This window comes from Bradyrhizobium sp. CCBAU 11361, from assembly GCF_028128935.1.
In the GTDB taxonomy this organism is placed as follows: Bacteria; Pseudomonadota; Alphaproteobacteria; order Rhizobiales; family Xanthobacteraceae; genus Bradyrhizobium; species Bradyrhizobium niftali.
In genome coordinates this window covers 41,636-60,934 of record NZ_LBJZ01000174.1, presented here as the reverse complement: position 1 = coordinate 60,934, position 19,299 = coordinate 41,636, and the positions used below count along the sequence as shown (strand labels likewise).

Here is a 19,299-nt window from a genome sequence, read left to right as displayed (position 1 = left end):
AAAAACTTGAGTCTGCCAGAATCGCTCGTGATTCTTTGATGGGCACCTGATTCGAGAAGAGGTGCTCTATGGGACTGACCTCACGCGCCCGGGATGAGAAGGCGCATCGGTTGGCGTCTGACGCGGTGACCTGGTTTGACCGTGAAGCTGCGCTGTGCGAATTCCAGGACGCTCGACTTGGCGAGAGATTTCGCATGCTGCTGAAGCAGATTGGTGGAGACATCGGACAGAGCATTCCGATGGTTTGCCAAGACTGGGCGAACACCAAGGCGGCCTATCGTTTCTTCTCCAATGAACGAGTAAGCGAGGCCGACATCCTGTCTGGTCATTTTAAATCGACGCGGGAACGTATCGCGGCCGCGAAAGGGCCTGTTCTTGTCCTGCATGATACGACCGAATTCACCTATCAAAGAGAGCGCCCGGATCTGATCGGGATGATTAAGCGTATCCCCAAAAGCAACTCTCGAAGATTGGACGGAAAACCCCAAACATACACGACATGCGGAATATTGATGCATTCGAGCCTTGCGGTGACCCTCGAGGGGCTTCCGCTGGGGCTCAGCGCCGTGAAGTTCTGGACCAGAAAGAAATTCAGAGGGGTCGCTGCGCTCAGGCGCGAGGTCAACCTGACACGGATCCCCATTGAAACCAAGGAGAGCATTCGGTGGCTGGAGAACCTCAAGCAATCCACGGAGCTTTTCGAGGACCCATCGCAGTGCATCCATATCGGTGATCGTGAGGCCGATATTTATGAATTGTTTTGCGCCGCCCAAGAGGTTGGAACGCATTTCTTGGTAAGGACCTGTGTCAATCGCCTGGCAGGCGATGGCAACCATACGGTTGCAACGATAATGGACGAGGTCGTGGTCAAAGGTCTCCATCGGATCGAAGTCCAGGATAGCAAGGGCAATCCAGACCAGGCTGTTCTTGAAATCCGGTATCGTAAAATCCGTATTCTACCACCGATAGGCAAGCAGTCGCGGTATCCAGCGTTGACTTTGACAGTGATCCACGCTGACGAAAGAGGAGCGCCAAAGAACAGAAAGAAGATTGAATGGAAACTCCTGACCGATCTTCCGGTGCAATCGCGCGGGGATGCGATCGAGAAACTCGAATGGTATTCCCTGCGATGGAAGATCGAGGTCTTCCACAAGATACTCAAATCCGGATGTAGGGCAGAGGACTCGCAACTGCGGACTGCTCAGCGATTGACGAATCTGATCTCGGTATTCTGCATTGTGAGCTGGCGCATTTTTTTGGATGACGATGCTCAATCGTTCAGCGCCAAATGCCTCACCGGAATTTGTGCTGACCAAAGCTGAAATCCAATTGCTTGATCGGCTCGTCAAAGACAAGACGCCAGTCAGCGCACAACGAAAGACATTGTCGCATTATCTCATCAAGATCGCCAGGCTCGGCGGCTATCTCGCCCGCGCCAACGATCCGCCACCAGGGAATCTGATCATGTGGCGCGGATTATCGCGATTCATCGATATCGCAACGGGCGCGAAACTCTGACCAAAATGTGGGTAATCGTAAGCTTCGTCGTATGCGTACTCAGCTCCTCACGTGAGACACTATGATGCTCTGCGAACACACCGATTGCGGATCTTCGATCGACCAGAACGGCGCTTCGTCTTGCGACGCTTTCGCGCGGGCGACCGCGAGTTCAGCGGCGACCTCCAAACCCTTCGCGCGCTCGACTGCCAGCGCCTCTTTCAGGGCGGCAACGTCATCCGGAACAGCGTCGCGATCAGCATCCATGCGACGCAGTGAATCACAAGTTGGACGCGTTGGGACTCCTCAAAATGCCGGCAACCGCAGATTTTCCTAGATCAGCCCGCGCTCTGCGGTCGCCAACTCAGTTGCGGATTCAGCAGAAGCTGCAGATCGCCAAGCTAAAACATCAGATCTATGGGCAACGGTCAGAGCGTTCAGCGCGGCTGATCGAGCAGTTGGCGCTGACGTTCGAAGAGCTGGAAGCCGACGCCACCGAGGACGAGCTTGCGGCGGAACGGGCCGTGGCGAAGACGACGAGGGTGCGTGGATTTGCGCGCCAGCGTGCCGAGCGCCAGACCTTCCCTGAGCATCTGCCCCGGGAACTGGTGATCGATGGGCCTACGGCTTGTGAATGCTGCGGCAGCAATCGCCTTCGCAAGCTCGACGAGGATGTGACCCGCACGCTGGAAGTGGTGCCGCGCCAGTGGAAGGTGATCGAGACGGTTCGGGAGAAGTTCTCCTGCCGCGACTGCGAGAAGATCAGCCAGGCGCCGGCCCCATTCCATGCCATCGCCAGGGGATGGGCTGGCCCGAGCCTCCTGGCCATGATCATGTTCGAGAAGTTCGGCCAACATCAGCCGTTGAACCGCCAGGCCGAGCGCTACGCTCTGGAAGGCGTGCCGATCGCACTGTCGACCATGGCGGATGCCGTTGGGGCGGTCTGTGCCTCGCTAGATCCGTTGCTGCGCCGCCTTGAGGCCCATGTCATGGCGGCCGAGCGCCTTCATGCCGACGATACGACCGTGCCGGTGCTGGCTAAGGGTGAGACCGACACGGGGCGGTGCTGGATCTACGTGCGGGACGACAAGCCATTTGGTGGAGCCGGCCCGCCGAGGCGATGTTCTATTACTCCCGCAACCGCAAGGGCGAGCATCCCCAGGGGCATCTGGCCCGAGATGCCGGCATCCTGCAGGCCGACGCCTATGACGGGTACAACCAACTCTATCTGGCGGGACGCCAGCCCGGACCTATCCGGGAGGCTGCCTGCTGGTCGCATGGAAGGCGTCCGTTCTTCGCCATGGCCGACATCGAAGAGAATGCGCGGCGCAAGGCTGCCGGCAAAAAGGAGATCCCGCTCTCGCCCATCGCGGTCGAGGTCGTGCGCCGGATCGATGCGCTGTTCGAGATCGAACGCTCCATCAATGGCAGGAGTGCGGAGGAGCGTTTCAGATGCGGCAGACGCTGAGCCGTCCCTTGGTCGATGATCTTCAGGTCTACATGCGGGAACAGCTCGCCAAGCTCTCCCGTGGGCACGACCTGGCCAAGGCGTTCAACTATATCCTGAAGCGCTGAGCGAGCTTCACGCTGTTCCTGGAAGATGGACGCGTGTGTCTCTCCACGGATGGTGTTGAGAAGCTCTTTCGTCAGCTGGCGACAAGTTTTCTGGGTTTTTCCTTCCAGGCAGCCACCATCCGCTCGTAGGCCTGCTCGACCAGCGGAGTGGTCCGCTCCTTCCGCCCTTTACCGACGCATCGTACGTGTGCACCAGACCCGAGGTGGACGGCATCCCGGTCAAGGCCAGTCAGCTCTGAGAGGCGCAAGCCCGTCTGGGCCGCGACCAGCAGCAAGGTGTGATCGCGGCGACCAAGCCACGTCGTTCGATCGGGCGCGGCGAGAACCGCCTCGATCTCGGGGCGCGTCAGGAAGTGCACCTGTCGCTTGTCATGGCGTTTGCTCGGTATGGCGAGCACGCGCTGGATCAGCGCACTGTGTGCCGGTTCCTCGAAGGACACGAACCTGAAGAAGGATCTGATGGCCGTCAGACGCAGGTTACGCGTCTTCGCGCTGGCGCCGCGCTTTACCTCGAGATCGGTGAGGAACGCGCCGATGAACGTTGCATCCAGATCGGCGAGCGTCAGGGCCGATGGGGACTTCCGCAGCCGCACCTGTGCGAACATGAACAGCAGCCGGAACGTGTCCCTGTAGGAGGCGATCGTGTTGGCGCTAACATTGCGCTGGCGCATGAGGCGCTCGGTGAAGAAGCGCTCGATCAACGTGGCGACATTGCAGGCGGGCTTCATGGCGTCACCTCCCATCGCCGATCGAGACGCCGCGCCGCTTCTTCCATCAACTCGGGGCAGGCCGAGAGATACCAGTAAGTATCGCGCACGCAGGCGTGGCCGAGGTAAGTGGAGAGAACTGGGAGTTGCTGCTCGACGTCCTTGCCTTCGCGATACCAGTCGAGCAGCGTCCGGATGGCGAAGCGATGACGGAAGTCGTGCACGCGTGGCCCGGTACGATCACCTGGGCGCCGCAGCCCGATCTCTCTGGACAATCGCCAGAAGACGCGATGAACGTACTGGTGCAGCAATCGGCCTCCCTGTTCGGCAACGAAGAAGGTCGAGCCGCAGCGTGATCCGAGCAGCGCATCGCGCCGGTGGGCGTAGTCGCGCAGCGCGGTTCTCGTTCCCAACCCCTTGCGCATGCTCAGGTACTTATCGAGTGCGGAGCGCAGATCGGTCATTGCACGCCTCCCGGCCAGGGCAGGCTCAATGTTCTCAGCGCATCGATGTCGACCTTCGCGTAAATCCGGGTGGTGTCGTGGTTCTCGTGCCGCAGCAACTGTCCGATCTCCGACAAGGTCGCCCCAGATCGGAGAAGCTCTGTAGCGAGACTATGTCGGAAGATATGGGCGCCGCGGTGGGCGCAACCTTCGATTCCAACGCGATCGAGAGCGGCCTTGGCGATCATGGTGATCGCGCATCCGGAAGCAAAGCCGACGTGTGGCGCGAGTGTGCGGACGAACAGCCGTCGGCACGACGACTTTGGGCGGCCATTGCGCAGATATGCAACGATAGCCGCGCCAATGTCTGGCGGTATCGGCATTCGAGCGCGCTGTCGGCCCTTGGCGCGAACGAGTATCTCGCCGGCGCGCCAGTCGATATCGTCGAGGGTGAGCGTCGCAACCTCGTCGGCCCGCAGGCCGAGCTTGGTGCACGGCGGCGATCAAGGTGAGACTCCGGCGACAATCAGGGGTTCTTCCGCACATTTGGTGCAGGGTGCAGGATTCACGAACAGTGCGAATAAGGGCATAAGGTCGGAATCGCAGTCGACGTCCGTGATTCGCCTTGCTCCATGCCTTCCGCTCGCTGGTTTCCCCCGAACTTTCGATTGTCCAGATCCTTCCCCAGACGGATAGGGTGGTGCTCGTGGCTCGGCCGAAGTCAGCGGTCTCGCTCTGTCCCTGTTGCGGCGGCCAGACGGGTCGCGTCCACAGCCATTACGTGCGACGCTTAGCCGATCTGCCGTGGCAAGGTCGAGTGGTCGAAATCCGGCTTCAGGCGCGACGCTTTCGATGCGCGAATCCGCAATGCCCGCGTCGGATATTCACCGAGCGGCTACCGGCAACGGTGCGGCCGAAAGCAAGACGCACAACCCGCCTCGGCGAGAGCCTACTGGCAATGGGCTTTGCGGTCGGCGGAGAACCCGGCTCGCGCCTGTCGCGCAAACTGGCCATGCCGGTCAGTGGCGACACCTTGCTCCGGATGGTTCACTCGGCTTCCTTGCCGGATTTCGTGGCCCCGACCGTCGTCGGCATCGACGATTGGGCTTGGCGTCGTGGCCAGCGATATGGAACGATCATCTGCGATCTGGAGCGCAATTGCGTACTTGACCTGCTTCCCGATCGTAATGCCGACAGTGTTGCGCGCTGGCTGAAGCGCTGGCCGGAGATCAAGGTCGTCGCGCGCGACCGTGCGGGCCTTTATGCTGATGGCGCGCGCTGCGGCGCACCCGACGCGGTGCAGGTGGCGGACCGCTGGCACCTGCTCAACAGTCTGGGTGAGGCCCTGCGCCACGCGGTCGGCCGCCATCGTCACAGCATAGCCGCCGCCGTGCAAATCATGGCGTCCGTGCAACGACCGAAGACTGGCAGTTCCACGCTCCCGCCCGGCCTTGCACAATTGCGGGCGGATCGAAAGGCTGCACGACGCGAACGCTGGGATGAAATCTGTCGCCTACGCGAGCAAGGTTGCCCGACATCTGGGATCGCCCAACTGCTCGGCGTCGACAGGCGCACGGTTCAGCGCTGGCTGGCCGCTGGCGGCGAACCAGAGCATTCGCGTCCTCACAGACCTTCACATCTTCTCGCGCCCTTCTCGGCATGGCTCGAAGCGCGGTGGGCCTCCGGCTGCCAGGGGGGGCCAGCAGCTTTGGCGCGAGCTTCAGCAACAGGGTTATACTGGAAGTCGGGTGACCGTCGCGCGATGGGCCGCTGACAGGCGTGCACATGCAGGCTCCGGAGGAGCAGCACAACCGCACCCAACCTGGAAAGCTCCCTCGCGTCGTCGCTGTGCTTGGTATTTGAGTCGGGATCTGGATCAGATCGATGCTGACGCCAGGCTGTTCCTCGGTCACCTGTTTGCGCGAGCTCCGGAACTCGCCACGACAGCAGAGCTAGCGAAGCGGTTTGTGTCTCTTCTCAGGGGCAGCGACATCGCCGAGCTCGATAAATGGATCGCACAAGCAGCCACCAGCGAGCTCAAGAGCTTCGCCAACGGCATCGCGCGCGACATCGACGCGGTCCGAGCGGCAATAACAACCCCCTGGACAACCAGTCCGGTCGAAGGCCAGATCAGCAGGATCAAAGCCATCAAACGACAAATGTATGGCCGGGCAAGCTATCCGCTATTGCGTCGACGCGTCCTTCTGGCTGCTTGAGTATGACCGGGCAACCTGTCCAACCCCAGCTACTCAAGCTGCACCAAATGTGCGGAAGAACCCCTGATTGTCGCGCTATAAGCTTGGCCAGCAACAACAGAATGGCGTAGTCGCGCCGTCCCATCACCGTCTCTCTCGGTCGCAACCGTCGAGAGCCTTCCGCACCTGAGCGGCAGGCAGATAGGTCGGTAGAGTTGCGAGCTTCCATCGGCGCATCGATGGAACGCAATCCGCCAACGAGCGCGAGTTCAGCCCCCGATGGTGGAGGTAACGGAGAAAGGCACGCAACGACCAGCACATCGCCTTGCCTGTTCCCGGGCTCCAATCCTGGGCGTGGCGTTCAACGTAGCGGATCACGTCCTCTTGGCTGATCTTGCACAGGGCGCCGGCGCCGCCGGAGCACACCTCGTGCAGGAACCTGCGGATGACTGGGAGATGGCGGACGATGGACCTCGGGGCCAAGCCGCGCTCTGATCGCAGGTAGGCATCGAACTCCTCGAAGATCCGTTCGTTCGGGGTGAGAGGCGGTAGCACCAACGGCGCGATCGCGCCTTCCTCGCGCAGCACTGACAGCCATCGCTTGAGCGCTGCTCGGTCACCGGGTTGGATAGACTGCCTCCCGCCTCGATGTCGGAGGCACCGCTCAACGACCTGCTCATCGAGATCGACCAGCTTGTAGCGACGGCCCCGCGATCCAACTCAGGAGCCCGCCAACCACGTTGAGGCAACGCCACGTGCCGTGCCGAACGAGCCTCTGTTCGACGAGACGAGCGGCGTAGCGCTCGACGAACTGTCCGTGCGGCCCGGCTCTGAGACGCCGGTACAGCCGGCTTCTGCCCAAGTACTCTTCAACTTCCATCTTCCTGTTCTCCGCTGTTGAAAGCGGAGGCACAGAACGAACTATGCCGAACCGACCAAACGCCGGTCAGCGAGAAATCTGGGGAAAACGACCCGACTCGGCATAGTTCGGCGGGCGGCATAAACGGCGAAAATGAACGGCATCGACCCGCAGGCCTGGCTCGCCGATATCCTCGCCCGCATTGCCGCCCATCCGGCTCGTCGGCTGGACGAACTTCTGCCCTGGAATTGGACGCCGGCATCAGCACTCTCCGCTCGAGCGGCATGACCACGCACGTCAACAAGGTCCATCACGTCACCACCATCACCCAGGTCGCGAAAGACCTCGGCGAAGACGAAGATTGGCTGTGGGACATCGCCAACGAAATGGAGATCGAGGACGGCGTCATCTGGGTCTATGGCGTCGGAGAACACGGCATCCAGGCGTTCACCGACTTTGGAATCGAAAACCTCATCGAGCTGATCAGGTTCTACAAAGAGAACCCTGGACTGCTCAGGCGGTAACCCTGCGGCCTACGCCGAGTGGATACCTTCCCCAGACTGCGCTCGCCGGATGGCTGCGCCGGGCTGTGTTGCTGGGCGGCGGCCTGATTCCGGTCCTTCGTGCCCGAGGCCCAGGCCGTCGGCGTTGCCGCTCCAGCCTGAGCTATCCGCCCACGGCGACATCAGCCCCTGAGTCGGATCTGCAATGCCTGCCGATTGGCACCGACGTCGCTGAGATTCCGCAGGTCTGGCTCCCGTCCTTGCGCCAATCGCCTAACCAGCTCCCGCGTGCCGTCCACGACAAAGACGCCGCAATCATAAGTGTTCTGCTGCTGGGCCATGACGGCTAGCTCCAGGGGGAGGTTCAGCCTTCTTGCGAGATGTTCTGCATCTCTATTGTTGAGTCCGCCGTAGGAATCGTAGTGATAGGCGACCGGCCGCCCCCGGTCGCTGCGATCGACGAACAGGAGCGACCAATGGTTGCCGCGGCTATTAGGATCTTCAGGATTGCCATTAATCACGGGCAGGAACAGGAAGTCGGCTGTATCATTACCATTATCGTCATAGACGATGCGCTGGAACTCGGTTAGCACGACGCCATCGTCGTTAGAGCGCAGATAATTTAGGGCGATGAGGGGATTCACGAACCGCGTCCGGGCGGCGAGATCCGGATCGTTCCTCTGCAAATCCTGCTCCTGGAGCCCGTAATCCCTGTCGATATGCTGGTCGCCCAGCCATTCTGTGTCATCGAGCACCAGCCCGTGGCCGTGAGACGAGACTGTCGGATCTAAAGCCCCGATCTGAGCATTAGCGGAGGTGCTCGGAAACGGGCGTACAGAATTAGCATCGTCACGTGATTCGGACGGCGTGGGCGCAGTCAGATCGACCAATGGAAAACCGCGGTAGGCGTCTGAGCGAGCCCTGGCAGCCGGCGCCGGCGCAAAGTGAGCATCGTCGCGCAACTCGGACGGCGTGGGCGCATCCAGATGCACCAATGACGCAAGACCGCCGTAGATGTCTGACGGCTGAGCCGGCGCGTCCGATGGTTCGGTGAAGAGCGGCGGTCTGGCGGCAGCCCCACCCACCGGCGCTGACTGAGCATCATCTCGCATCTGCTGCGGTGTGTACGGCAGATCAACAAAAGAGTTGAGATCCCCCCCCCCCCCCCCCCCCCCCCCCCCCCCCCCCCCCCCCCCCCCCCCCCCCCCCCCCCCCCCCCCCCCCCCCCCCCCCCCCCCCCCCCCCCCCCCCCCCCCCCCCCCCCCCCCCCCCCCCCCCCCCCCCCCCCCCCCCCCCCCCCCCCCCCCCCCCCCCCCCCCCCCCCCCCCCCCCCCCCCCCCCCCCCCCCCCCCCCCCCCCCCCCCCCCCCCCCCCCCCCCCCCCCCCCCCCCCCCCTCGCATCTGCTGCGGTGTGTACGGCAGATCAACGAAAGAGTTGAGACCGCGGTAGATGTCTGACGACTGAGCTGGCACTTCTGATGGTTCGGTGAAGACCGGCGGTCTGGCGGCAGCCCCACCCACCGCCGCTGACTGAGCATCGTCTCGCATCTGCAGCGGCGTGTACGGCAGATCAACGAAAGAGTTGAGACCGCGGTAGATGTCTGACGACTGAGCTGGCGCGTCCGACGGTCGGGTGACGAGCGGCGGTTTGGCGGCAGCCCCACTCACCGGCGCCGACTGAGCATCGTCTCGCATCTGCTGCGGCGTGTACGGCAGATCAACGAAAGATTGAAGACCGCGGAAAATGTCTGGCGACTGAGCTGGCGCGTCCGATAGTCCGATGAAGAGCGGCGGTCTGGCGGCAGCCCTACCCACCGGCGCTGACTGAGCATCGTCTCTCACTTCCTGCGAGGTGTACGGCAGATCAACGAAGGAGTCGAGACCTCGGTAGAACGCCGACGACCCATCTGGCACCGCTTCCGGCGGCGACCACGTTGATTTCGACTCGCCACGCCGCGGCTCCCCACCCGCCTGTTCAGGGCAGACGCCCAGCGCAGCGTTCGCCTCGACGAGCCATAGGTAGTTCCGAAGCCGATCAAAGCCCATGTCCGCGTTTCGATTGGATTTTTTAAAGTCCTTGTAATCGTCGTTGAACGACTTTTGCTGCTCACTGGTGCCGGTGAGTCGGCTCACTAGGCTCCCGCGCCCCTCCCTTTGGAGCCAAGCGGCGAATCTTCGTTGGTTGCGGGCCAGATTTTGAACATCTTTCTTCCGGCTAGTCTCCTCGGGTTTGAGCATGCTCAGCTCTGCCTTTTCCAGGCCATCAATGATGCGGGCGTCATCGGAATAAAGATGCGATGCGGGCGACGGGACAGCATAACCGCTGGGCTCCTGAGATGCACCCGCGCCGGAAACGTTTTCGGCATCGCGAACCTTGCTTAATGCGAACAATAAAAGTTCGTCGTTCGGGAACAACTTTTGAGCGAATTCGATGCGCGCAGCGTCGTCTAGCCCAGATATCGAGTAGCCCGCACGATTAAGCGCGTTAGAAAATCTGCGAAGACTACGATCATGACGAGCAGCACTGCCCGACGTCATGCCACTGGCATTAAGCCGCTCTGAGAGGGGCGCGTCTTCCGCTGAAGGGATCGTGCGCGGCCGCCCGCCAGAAGCTACATAGCTCGGATCATGATACGCACGAAGGACACCCAACCCTTTCTTTATGTCTTCGTCGTTCGGGAAGTAAGTCTTGACGTGACGGACCAGGGACTGGTGGTCCCCCAGATCAATCATTTTGCGATGAGCGCCAAGATCATTTCCTAGTCGGCGAAGCGCCTGCGTATAGCGCTTAACCGTCTTCAGTTGTGGGTTTTTCTGAGCCGCATATTGGGCAATCGCCTTGTCGATAATGTCCCGATGTTCTGCAGAGAGATGGGGATGGTAGTTGCGGCCGCTGCGGCCGCCACCGGAGACAGGACCCGGATCGGGCGGGTGCGCCTCGGCCAAGTGCTGCTCAAAGCCCTCTTGCCCGGCATGGCCCCCCTGGTCCTTTTCCAAGACGGCGTGCTGCACCTGGGACCAAGCTGTTGGATTGGATGGATCGGAATTGTACGGGTCCACGCTAGCCTCACGTCCAAGAAATCAATTGAGCTGATCCTATTATGGATAGGCTGTCCAGAAGCTGACGAGGCCGTCGCTCGTGAGACAATGCATCGCGACATCTGCAGAGCGAAACGACCCCGCGGCTCTCGATCGTCGCGGAGCTTCATGGGGTGTCAGGACCCGCCTTCCTCCCGGCCGATGAAGTCTTGCGGCGGCATGGGAGCCGACGACTCGTCATTGCTCGGGTTGTTGGGACCCGCCTAGTCGTCGGGCGCGTCCCTAGCCGCAACGCACTGCGCGGTGCCCCAAACGATAGTCACACGCTATCGCCCCAGGGGGACGCTCCGCTCGATAGCGAGCAACTAGTGCAAAACGGCATACCGGCGGCGCCGCAGGTGCACGCACGGGTGCCAAGCCACAGTTGATCCGGATCGTTCTCGCAAATCCACGACGAGCCTTCCGCGATTCGTTCCTCGTTCATTCGCTCTCTCATCGGCTATCCAAGGCGAGAGTAATCCTCGTGTCGCCGAGGGGCGCATTGCCTCACTAAAACTCTTACCGGACAACGTCCCAGTCGTGCCTGGAGCGGAGCTGCCGGATCAGTTCGGTGGCGGCTGCGGCGGGGACGATCAGCATGCGCGCAAAGCGCGAGATCACATCAGCCCTGGCCGAGCGTCACCGGGCGGGCGGGCGGCGTGAGAAGGGACGAATCCTGGACGAGCTTTGCACCGTCACGGGATGACATCGTAAGCACGCGATCCGACCACTGTCGGTGGACGGGGCATCGGGATCGGCCGTGCCGCGGCGTCCAAGCCGGACCTATGGGGCTTCCATTCGCGCTGCACTGATTGTGCTATGGGACGCCTCTGACCGGCTCTGCAGTAAGCGGCTCGTCGCGAGCCGTTCTCGCTCCCGGCACTTGAACGCACGGTAGATTGAAGCTTTCTGCCGATGAGCGGTGGGCCGGTTTTGAAGGTGAGCGCGGTGACGACCGATCGCCTGCTGAGCGACGTAAAAATCGCAGCAGCCGGAGGACGCCGAGGGCGGGATCAACAAATGATTCAGCGTAGATGTCTTAGCGACTCTGGCAGACTGCGCTGGCGCAACTCAGCATCGTCGCGCAACTCCGACGGCGTTAGCGCATTCAGGTCGACCAAAGACTCAAAGAGCAGCGTAGGTGTCTGAGCGAGCTCTGGCAGGATCCGCCGGCCAAAGTCAGCATCGTCGCGCAGTTCAGACGCGCGGGCGTATTCAGATCAACAAAAGGCTCAAGACCGCCGCAGGACCCGGCAGTCGATGGTGATGCTGGTTCTTGCATCTGCTGGCCAACGAGCCCAATCTCCCGAGCTCAGGGTAGCCAGGCGTCGGGGGATGCTCCCGCGCCGAGCCGGACTGCCGAGCGGACTGCACGGCCGGCGAACCCGGCTGCTCACGAGCTTGCAGCTCAGCTCGCGGTTCGCGGCGATGAGCTTTAAGTAGCTTGCAAAGATGCGGCAAATCGGAACCGTATACTCTGCTCCAGTGCGTGGGAACGAAGCTCCCCTTATACAGCTCGAACACTTCTTCGAGCTTCGGACGAGTGATGGGCGGGTCGGTTGGAGCGCACCAAAGCGACCTTGCCGGCGGACAACAAAGCAGGACAGCGACTTCGTGTGTCCGCGTAAGCCCGCTCTCTTCAGAAGTGTCGGCGCTTGGAGCTGGACCTGCGACCCCGCGTCAGATGGGAAAACTCTGCTGAAACATACCACACGCGTCTAGAGTTTAGCATGCAAATTACCTAAGCGCTCCAGCCCCTGCTCAATGAGAGATATTGGAAGATAGCTGAAACACAGGCGCACGTGACGGCCACTTCGTGGGCCATAGTTCCGACCATTTATAAGGTGCACGTCGTGCTCGCGGCTTGCAGCTTCAATAAACCTCTCCGGATCCGTACCCGCGGCAAGCTGTACCCAGAACGAAAAGCCCCCGCTTGGTACACTATATTCCGGCTCGCAAATCCGGCTGCGCTGCAATAACCTATGTACGCCGTCTCGCTTCGCTCGGTAGTGCTCGCGCAAGCGTGTTATGTGCGAGTCAAGAGCGCTCGATTGCAATAATCCCAAAACGACATTGCTTAGAACCGGACTTACGCCGCCGTCGCGTTTGAGGTGCGCAAGCCTGTTGATAATGTCCGACTCCGCAATCACCCAGCCTACCCGTAGTCCCGGTCCGGCAACTTTTGAGATGCTATGGACATTGATCACGTTGTCGCCCGGCGCCAACCAATGCACTGGACCGTTATAGGGCAACTCAGCATAGACAAGATCCTGCACCAAGAGAGCGCCACTGCGGGCTAGCAGTGCCGCCAATTTGGCCACGTGGTCGCACGACATCTGGTGCCCGGTTGGATTATGAAATGCTGGCATCGTGTAGAAGAGCTTCACCCGGGCACTGGTCTGCAGCACTGCCTCCACTTCGTTCAGATCCACTCCCTCTGCAGCCAGACCTAGCTGGACCACGGTTGCACCCGCGATCGAAAACGTACGCAGTGCACCCAAGTAGGAGGGGTCCTCCGTCAGGACCACGTCACCGGGGTCAATCCAGCCATCGGCAAGCAACTGTAAGGCCTGTGAAGCTCCACTCGTAAGCATAATTTGGTCATGCCGCACACCGTACCTCAGTGCAAGCTTGGTACGAAGTTCGGGCAAACCCGCGGTATCCTTATACTGCGGCAGATCGGCGGGAGCCACACCTGTACGTCCGTCAAACGCGTCTGGCCACGGCAGTTCTGCAAACATCACCGGGTCGGCCAGCCCATAGCCGAAATTGATCCCATGCGTCGCACTTGAGGAGTTGAACGGCGCGAAACCCTGAGCGACAGCGGTGCGTTTTGAGATGCGCGTATTCATAGCTTCGTCATTCGGATCTTCATGATTGCCAAATCTGTTCTCTGCGAAAGCGCTTATTGTACTCCGAGGCAAAGCTTGCAGGTATTGGCGCGCTGAAACGGGGAAAGTCCAGTGACGCCTTTGGCTGGGCTGCTACGGCTGATGTCTCGAGGGACGGCCGCCACGCACCGCCAAAGTAGTGCTGGCCGTAGCCCATCGCTAGCTCAGGTACTACGGGATAGAGTAGGCTCAGGAACAGCGAGATCTGCGCAGCATTCCATGTCCAATCGTCTGCATGTGCAAAGCCAGCTAGCTCGAAGTACCTGTCGATGATATCAAGCGCATCCCAGAAACGCAGTGCGGTGACCGCATCGGCGTAATCTTCAGCGAAGCGGCGGAAATTCGGGGAGAGTTCGGTGCTCTCTACCGTGAGTGCGCTTTCTGCACACCGCCGTAACGCATCTTCCCAGACCCGAATGCGTGAGGCTGCCGAGATGAGCCCGTCGAGATCAAAATCGTTTGCGTCGGTTCCAAACGGCTTGGCCACTCGCGCCAGTGCATAACGGAGTACGTTTGGCCCCACCTCGCGCGCCACTTCATCAGCCCAAAGAGCATGATCACGACTGGTGGAAAACTTCTCGCCTTCCAGCTTGTAGAAATCCTGGACGGAGTGATTTTTTGGAATTGGGTAGCCGCGCGCGAGCAGACCGCCGGCGACACCTAGCGTGTAGTAGAAGCGATTATCTTGCCCCATGAAGAAGAGAAGCTCGCTGTTCTGGTCGTGCAACGTCGTGCTTGCGTCCAGACCTAAGCGGGCGCATTGCTCGCGAATTCCGGTGTCGAAGCACCAGAGGCCCTCAAACCATGTAAGCAGCGTTTGGCCGATCAGAGAGTCAGGCTGTTGTACCTCAACTCCGTGCCTAAAATGGCGGGTCATCGGCAAGCCGCGCACCTCTCGGTGTAGCCAAGCGCGCGCCTTGGCGCGTATCGGCTCGGGCCACGCGCTTTCACCAATGGCTTCGTGCAGTTGGCGAGCGAGACGCGGCATGTCGAACACGGCCTGCTTGATGGCTCTTAGCACAAGATTGCGGCCGCAGGTGACGTGTCGTGCGTCACGGATTGTGTCGTGCTGAACAGCCAGCCCGCAGTTCTCACACAGATTGCTGTCGCAGGGCGATGAGCAGGCCGGGCAACGGCCAGTTGCGAGCGAGTCCGCAACGAGCTCATCGCAATGTTCGCAATACAGTTGCACGCCCTGCCTTACGTGGACGTAGCCGGCCACTTGCAGCTCGCGGAATATCGCTAGCGCATTTTCCTTGTGAATCTCGCTAGATGTGCGCACGAACACATCAGGCGTAATTTGCACGGCACGCAAACACTCTAAGATCTGGTGAACGTATTGTTCTGCGACCTCGCTAAAGGATCGGCCGAGCTTTCGTGCCGTTTCGAGCGTATGTGTGCCGTGCTCGTCTGAGCCGGTGATGTAGTAGGCCCGATGGCCGGTCATGCGCTGGAAGCGGACGAAGATATCAGCAAGTAAATACACGCCGCCGATGTGGCCGAGATGTAGTTTGCCGTTAGGGCAAGGCGGCGCGGGACAGACAAAATAAGTGCGCACGTCAATCCCACCAGATCGAGATAAACTTGAGAGTGCTGTCTTGGCTGATATTGCGGATAGTGTGCGTCTGATGTGGCGACATGTAACACAAGGTCGCTTCGCTAACATTACGGACCTGGCCGTCGACTTCGAACTCTCCGCGACCAGAGATCAGCAGCCACAGCTCATGCTCCTGATGATCGTGCGGGTCGACCGCATCGCCTGGAGCGAGCTCCACGACTGAAGCGCCAAATGCTGGGCTGAGACCCTCCGGGAGATGCTCCAAAAGGCGCCAGACCAGAACTCCGTATTCGGATCTCATCAGAGAATGATCAAGCTGCGCCGTGTACACGTTGGTCTTCCTCAGACGTGGCTATCAATCGCGATAGAATATGCCATTGGGAAGCTTTAGGTTTTCAAGATCGGCCACCGCTTCCTCTGGAGGGTTGTAGGCGCGCTTCATGCAGTTGTATTCGGTGCGTGTCGGACCCCCAGTGGATGCGCGCTGGAATACCAAGTGAATCGCACGACGCGACCGATCGCTCTTGTTTGGCAAGGAGTAGTGGGGCGCATAATCGTCGAAAATAAAAACATCACCAGCTTTTAGTTGTACCGGCTCCCATGTGAAGGTCTCGGCGATCTCCGGGTGAATCACGCCGCCGACATCCATCGGAAACATTCCTTCCTTATGGCGAGCTGGCGTGAAGAAGAGCCCACCGTTACCCGGGTCGGAGTCGTCCACGGCGATTGATGCAATTGCGTGCACCATGCGGTCGGGTATCTTGTGCGGCACATGGTAGATGTCCTGATGAGGGCGGTATCCGCCGCTGTCCGGATACTTGAAGATCAGAAGTTCCTTCAACATCCGTGTCTTCTCATTCAAGAGTGTCTCGACCGCTATACGAATGCGGCCATCGGCCAGGAGCGCCTCCCGTAGAGGGGCATGGTAGTCTAAGAAGTTCTCGGCCTTCGAGATAATCTTCCGGCTGTCACTCGTCTTCTCGAACCACAACATCCACTTATCGGAGCTTACATCCCAACGTGCAACTTCCTCAACGTAACAAGAAATCTTGTCGCGCGTGGCTGGATCGAAGAACCTTTCCAATCGAAGGTATCCATCCTTATGCCATTTCGATTGTTGTGCCTCAGTCAGCATGTGTGAGCTCCTTCCTAAGATGAGGCGGATCAGCTGTGCTTTGCCCGAGGCGGGTTGCTAGCACCGCATTCAGAGCGGTCGCGCTCAATAGGCTCAGCAACATCACGTCAAGGCCGAATCCACGGACCAACTGCCCTCCGACCATGGGAAAGCCGAAGATCCCGAAGAAGTATGCGAGGGTAAAGATCTGCGAGGTAGTGGGCACGGAGACGCCGTGCTCGCCGGCGAGATTGACGGCTATCGTGTTTAAGGTTGAATAATTTAACCCATAGCCGGCGGCAAAGAGCACTGTGGCCGCAATATAGAGTGAGGTGCTGCCACCGTTGAGAAGGAACAGCACCAGAGACGCAGCGATCAGTAGGATGAGCGTGAGCGCCAGTCGGCGTAACGGCAGGCTGCCCATGAAGTGAGCGACTGAGAAGCGTAGTACCACGCTCGTAGCAGTAAAAACGAGAAAGAACAGATCGGAATTCAAGTGACGTGATGCGGAATACGCGCTCTGATATGTGGACAGCCCCGCGAACGTGCAGCCTGAAATCGCAATCATGGCGATCGGGAGCGCTGTGCACTTCTGAAGCAGTGTCATAGTCGCGGCAAGTGTAATCGCGATATCCGGCATAGCCAGTGCCGATAGCCTCGACATCGCGCGTCTTGTAAGGTCCACGCAGGCGGCGGCGGTCACGCACGCAATCGCAAGCACCGCATAAATCGTGGCCAGCGAACCAGTGTATTTTGCGAGCAAGTGACCAAGTGGAGCCGCTAGGCCGAGCCCAGCCATTTGTGATCCGGATAAGACCGTCAAATACTGAATACGTGCTGAGGGCCGTAGATGTCGAATGATCTGCAGCGGTGCCAGAATGTAGAACACTGACCAAGCAGCGCCCACCATTAGTCCTCCAACGTACGCCGCTCGCGTATCGAGGGCAGCGCCGGCAAAGGTCAGCATGGCTACCGCCATAAACAGCGATGCGGCAGTCAACGTGGGTAATAGGCCTATCCGCTTTGCCAGCCACCCAGCCAAGCAACAGGAAACGAGAGTAGTAGCCATGCCGCTGGAAATAATAAGACCCGCGGCTCGACTATCCGTTTCGAGCGCATGCATGTAGTCCGGCAATAGAAAGCTAGTGCCGTAAGCTGCTGCAATGACAATGGAGGCAATCAAAAATGGTACAAAGGCGCGGTAGTCGAGCGTGCCTGAAAGCTGGTCGGCAGCGTTGGCCGTTCCATGCGCAATCCGGCCCCGCAGCGGTGAGGTCGAGCCGCCGTTCATGTGCTACCCAATACCTGTCGGGTCGATCGCATCGCAACCACACCGTCGCCTCGTTCAGACGTGTCTGAACAAACCTCAATCATCTGCCTGTCGGATGTATTCAAATAGAACGGTCGGCCGAGAAGGCTGTTAATAATTTGGCTGTTGCGGTACGCCACCAAAGATAGATTGGCACTCTGCAATCCGTGCTGCACGCGGCTTTGATTTTGTAGATAAATTGGTCCCGGCATGTGCCGACCGAAGCGGACTGCGTAGTCCGGGCCGAGTACGGGCAGGCCATCTTCCATACACGCACCCTCGAGGAGGGCCTCCAAGAAGGGCGGCGTACGTGGCTGGAAACCTGTAGCAAGCACTATACGATCGACGAGGATGCAGCTATTTCGCTGCGTTGCGATCTCATCTAGATCGACTCGCCAGCGCTTTTTGTGGGACGCGATGTCTTTCACGACTACGCTGGACAACACACGAAAACGGTCGGCCAGCGCGCCATCCACGCTGCGTTCGTACAGCATTTCATATAGGCGATTGCACAAATCGACAGAAATACCATCGCTCGTAAGCACCTCGCCCTCGACTATGTCCCGGCGCTGCTGAAGCGGTAGAGCGTGAAAGCGACGGCTATAGGAGGGTGTGTAAGCCTCATTCACAAAGCTGTTGTCGTCGATGGAAAACAAGTTTGAACGCGACGTTGCCCACGTGATTTGGGTGGGCACAGAACGAGTAAGCATGTCCTCAATAATCTCAGCCCCGCTCTGACCACCTCCCACAACGAGCACATGCTCGGCTGCATGCGGAAGCTGCCGCTCGAGATAGTCGGCTGCATGGTAGACAGTGTCACATAGCAAAGATCTGGCGCAGGGAGGAATCTTGGGCTCTACGCCAACGCCCACAACAACAGCGCGCGCCAAGTATGTGGTTGTATTCGTGTTGATGCGGTAGCCGTCCCTAAACGGAACAACATCCGTGACGTCCTCCGAGAAGCGGAGCGTATTGAGTCGCCCTGCGACCCACCGGTAATACTCAATGAACTCCTGCCGGGACGTTGAAGCATTTCGCTTATTGACAAAGCTGTAGAGCCGACCATGCAGTGCCAAATAGTTGAGGAATGAGTATGGGCTAGTAGGATCGACTAGGGTCACACAATCCTTGAGCGGCGACACCTGAAGGCGACTATTCGGCAGTGCAAGGCCTGGATGCCAGAAAAGTGCGTCTCGCTTCTCCAGGAAAAGTGCGCGGAGCGGAGTAGGTTCAATAAGCGCTGCAAGACTGAGGTTAAATGGGCCGATCCCAATTCCGATGACATCCAGCATTTCCATAGAAGTCTCTTTGAGCTCGTGTAAGTTCTTGTCCTTGGCGCTCGTGTAAAGTCTGTCCGGGTCCTTCGCTTCATTACCGAAGCGCGTTTGTGTGACTTGGGATGGGGCAGCGGCTTGGCCTGTAGCCGCGGGAGGCGTGGTGAATGACGCATCCGCAATAGCCGCGTCTTGCAAGACGTCTGTTGAAACCGGCAACAGTCTCATCCGTGTGACCACTAAAGTCCGCCCGCGACCATCTTCACCCACCTCATCCGGCGATCTCTCTGCTCATT

General features: G+C 59.7%; 16 protein-coding genes and 3 pseudogenes. 8 read left to right on the top strand and 11 right to left on the bottom strand.

Annotation, left to right across the window (positions count from 1 at the left end):
• The first annotated feature begins 68 nt into the window (after nt 1-68).
• The 4 genes and pseudogenes from XI08_RS20145 to tnpC all read left to right on the top strand — a co-directional run.
• Nucleotides 69-1,322 carry an IS4 family transposase gene (locus XI08_RS20145; protein ID WP_271575662.1) on the top strand — a complete coding sequence of 418 codons (1,254 nt, stop codon included), beginning with the start codon at nt 69-71 and terminating at the stop codon, nt 1,320-1,322.
• On the top strand, nt 1,306-1,518 hold the full coding sequence (locus XI08_RS20140) for a hypothetical protein (RefSeq protein ID WP_271575661.1): 213 nt from the start codon (nt 1,306-1,308) through the stop codon (nt 1,516-1,518). The genes XI08_RS20145 and XI08_RS20140 overlap by 17 nt, the downstream gene beginning before the upstream one ends.
• 84 nt (nt 1,519-1,602) lie before the next feature.
• The gene (locus tag XI08_RS20135; RefSeq protein ID WP_179880118.1) at nt 1,603-1,776 is read left to right on the top strand and encodes a hypothetical protein; all 174 of its coding nucleotides are present in this window, start codon (nt 1,603-1,605) and stop codon (nt 1,774-1,776) included.
• 32 nt (nt 1,777-1,808) lie between these two features.
• Nucleotides 1,809-3,153, top strand: a pseudogene (gene tnpC / locus XI08_RS20130) (IS66 family transposase); the annotation flags it as partial.
• A 5-nt stretch (nt 3,154-3,158) separates the two neighbouring features.
• Here the strand turns inward: tnpC and XI08_RS20125 are convergent.
• The 3 genes and pseudogenes from XI08_RS20125 to XI08_RS20115 all read right to left on the bottom strand — a co-directional run.
• Nucleotides 3,159-3,800: pseudogene (locus XI08_RS20125) on the bottom strand (tyrosine-type recombinase/integrase); the annotation flags it as partial.
• Nucleotides 3,797-4,243 (bottom strand): hypothetical protein, encoded by a 447-nt coding sequence (locus XI08_RS20120; RefSeq protein ID WP_442869846.1) that lies wholly within the window; start codon nt 4,241-4,243, stop codon nt 3,797-3,799. The pseudogene XI08_RS20125 and the gene XI08_RS20120, both read right to left, overlap by 4 nt.
• Nucleotides 4,240-4,662, bottom strand: coding sequence for a tyrosine-type recombinase/integrase (locus XI08_RS20115; protein WP_245570283.1), 423 nt, complete (start codon nt 4,660-4,662; stop codon nt 4,240-4,242). Before XI08_RS20115 ends, XI08_RS20120 begins: the two co-directional genes overlap by 4 nt.
• A gap of 185 nt (nt 4,663-4,847) precedes the next feature.
• On the opposite strand from XI08_RS20115, the gene XI08_RS20110 reads away from it, so the two are divergent.
• Together XI08_RS20110 and XI08_RS20105 are read left to right on the top strand one after the other, a co-directional pair.
• Complete coding sequence (locus tag XI08_RS20110; protein ID WP_271575659.1) at nt 4,848-5,996, top strand: ISL3 family transposase; 1,149 nt, start codon at nt 4,848-4,850, stop codon at nt 5,994-5,996.
• 85 nt (nt 5,997-6,081) lie between these two features.
• On the top strand, nt 6,082-6,438 hold the full coding sequence (locus XI08_RS20105; protein WP_271575658.1) for a transposase: 357 nt from the start codon (nt 6,082-6,084) through the stop codon (nt 6,436-6,438).
• Nucleotides 6,439-6,561: 123 nt separating this feature from the next.
• Here the strand turns inward: XI08_RS20105 and XI08_RS20100 are convergent, their stop codons facing one another.
• Entirely contained in the window at nt 6,562-7,005 is a 444-nt protein-coding gene (locus tag XI08_RS20100) for a site-specific integrase (RefSeq protein ID WP_179880113.1), read from the bottom strand.
• A 415-nt stretch (nt 7,006-7,420) separates the two neighbouring features.
• On the opposite strand from XI08_RS20100, the pseudogene XI08_RS20095 reads away from it, so the two are divergent.
• Together XI08_RS20095 and XI08_RS20090 are read left to right on the top strand one after the other, a co-directional pair.
• Nucleotides 7,421-7,564 (top strand): annotated as a pseudogene (locus tag XI08_RS20095) (transposase domain-containing protein); the annotation flags it as partial.
• Complete coding sequence (locus XI08_RS20090; protein WP_097669996.1) at nt 7,561-7,800, top strand: hypothetical protein; 240 nt, start codon at nt 7,561-7,563, stop codon at nt 7,798-7,800. The pseudogene XI08_RS20095 and the gene XI08_RS20090, both read left to right, overlap by 4 nt.
• 161 nt (nt 7,801-7,961) lie before the next feature.
• Here XI08_RS20090 and XI08_RS20085 read toward each other — a convergent pair whose 3' ends face one another.
• From XI08_RS20085 to XI08_RS20055, 7 genes are all read right to left on the bottom strand, one after another.
• On the bottom strand, nt 7,962-8,891 hold the full coding sequence (locus tag XI08_RS20085; protein ID WP_442869845.1) for a hypothetical protein: 930 nt from the start codon (nt 8,889-8,891) through the stop codon (nt 7,962-7,964).
• A 3,684-nt stretch (nt 8,892-12,575) separates the two neighbouring features.
• Entirely contained in the window at nt 12,576-13,709 is a 1,134-nt protein-coding gene (locus XI08_RS20080) for an aminotransferase-like domain-containing protein (protein ID WP_271575018.1), read from the bottom strand.
• A 19-nt stretch (nt 13,710-13,728) separates the two neighbouring features.
• Nucleotides 13,729-15,306, bottom strand: a complete 1,578-nt coding sequence (locus XI08_RS20075) for a class I tRNA ligase family protein (RefSeq protein ID WP_271575019.1) — start codon at nt 15,304-15,306, stop codon at nt 13,729-13,731.
• Between the two features lies 1 nt (nt 15,307).
• Nucleotides 15,308-15,637: a cupin domain-containing protein gene (locus XI08_RS20070; protein WP_097669493.1), complete on the bottom strand. Its 330-nt coding sequence runs from the start codon at nt 15,635-15,637 to the stop codon at nt 15,308-15,310.
• A gap of 24 nt (nt 15,638-15,661) precedes the next feature.
• Nucleotides 15,662-16,441 carry a phytanoyl-CoA dioxygenase family protein gene (locus tag XI08_RS20065; protein WP_271575020.1) on the bottom strand — a complete coding sequence of 260 codons (780 nt, stop codon included), beginning with the start codon at nt 16,439-16,441 and terminating at the stop codon, nt 15,662-15,664.
• Nucleotides 16,431-17,711: an MFS transporter gene (locus XI08_RS20060; protein WP_271575021.1), complete on the bottom strand. Its 1,281-nt coding sequence runs from the start codon at nt 17,709-17,711 to the stop codon at nt 16,431-16,433. Before XI08_RS20060 ends, XI08_RS20065 begins: the two co-directional genes overlap by 11 nt.
• On the bottom strand, nt 17,708-19,027 hold the full coding sequence (locus tag XI08_RS20055; protein WP_271575022.1) for a lysine N(6)-hydroxylase/L-ornithine N(5)-oxygenase family protein: 1,320 nt from the start codon (nt 19,025-19,027) through the stop codon (nt 17,708-17,710). The genes XI08_RS20060 and XI08_RS20055 overlap by 4 nt, the downstream gene beginning before the upstream one ends.
• Between the last annotated feature and the right edge of the window lie 272 nt (nt 19,028-19,299).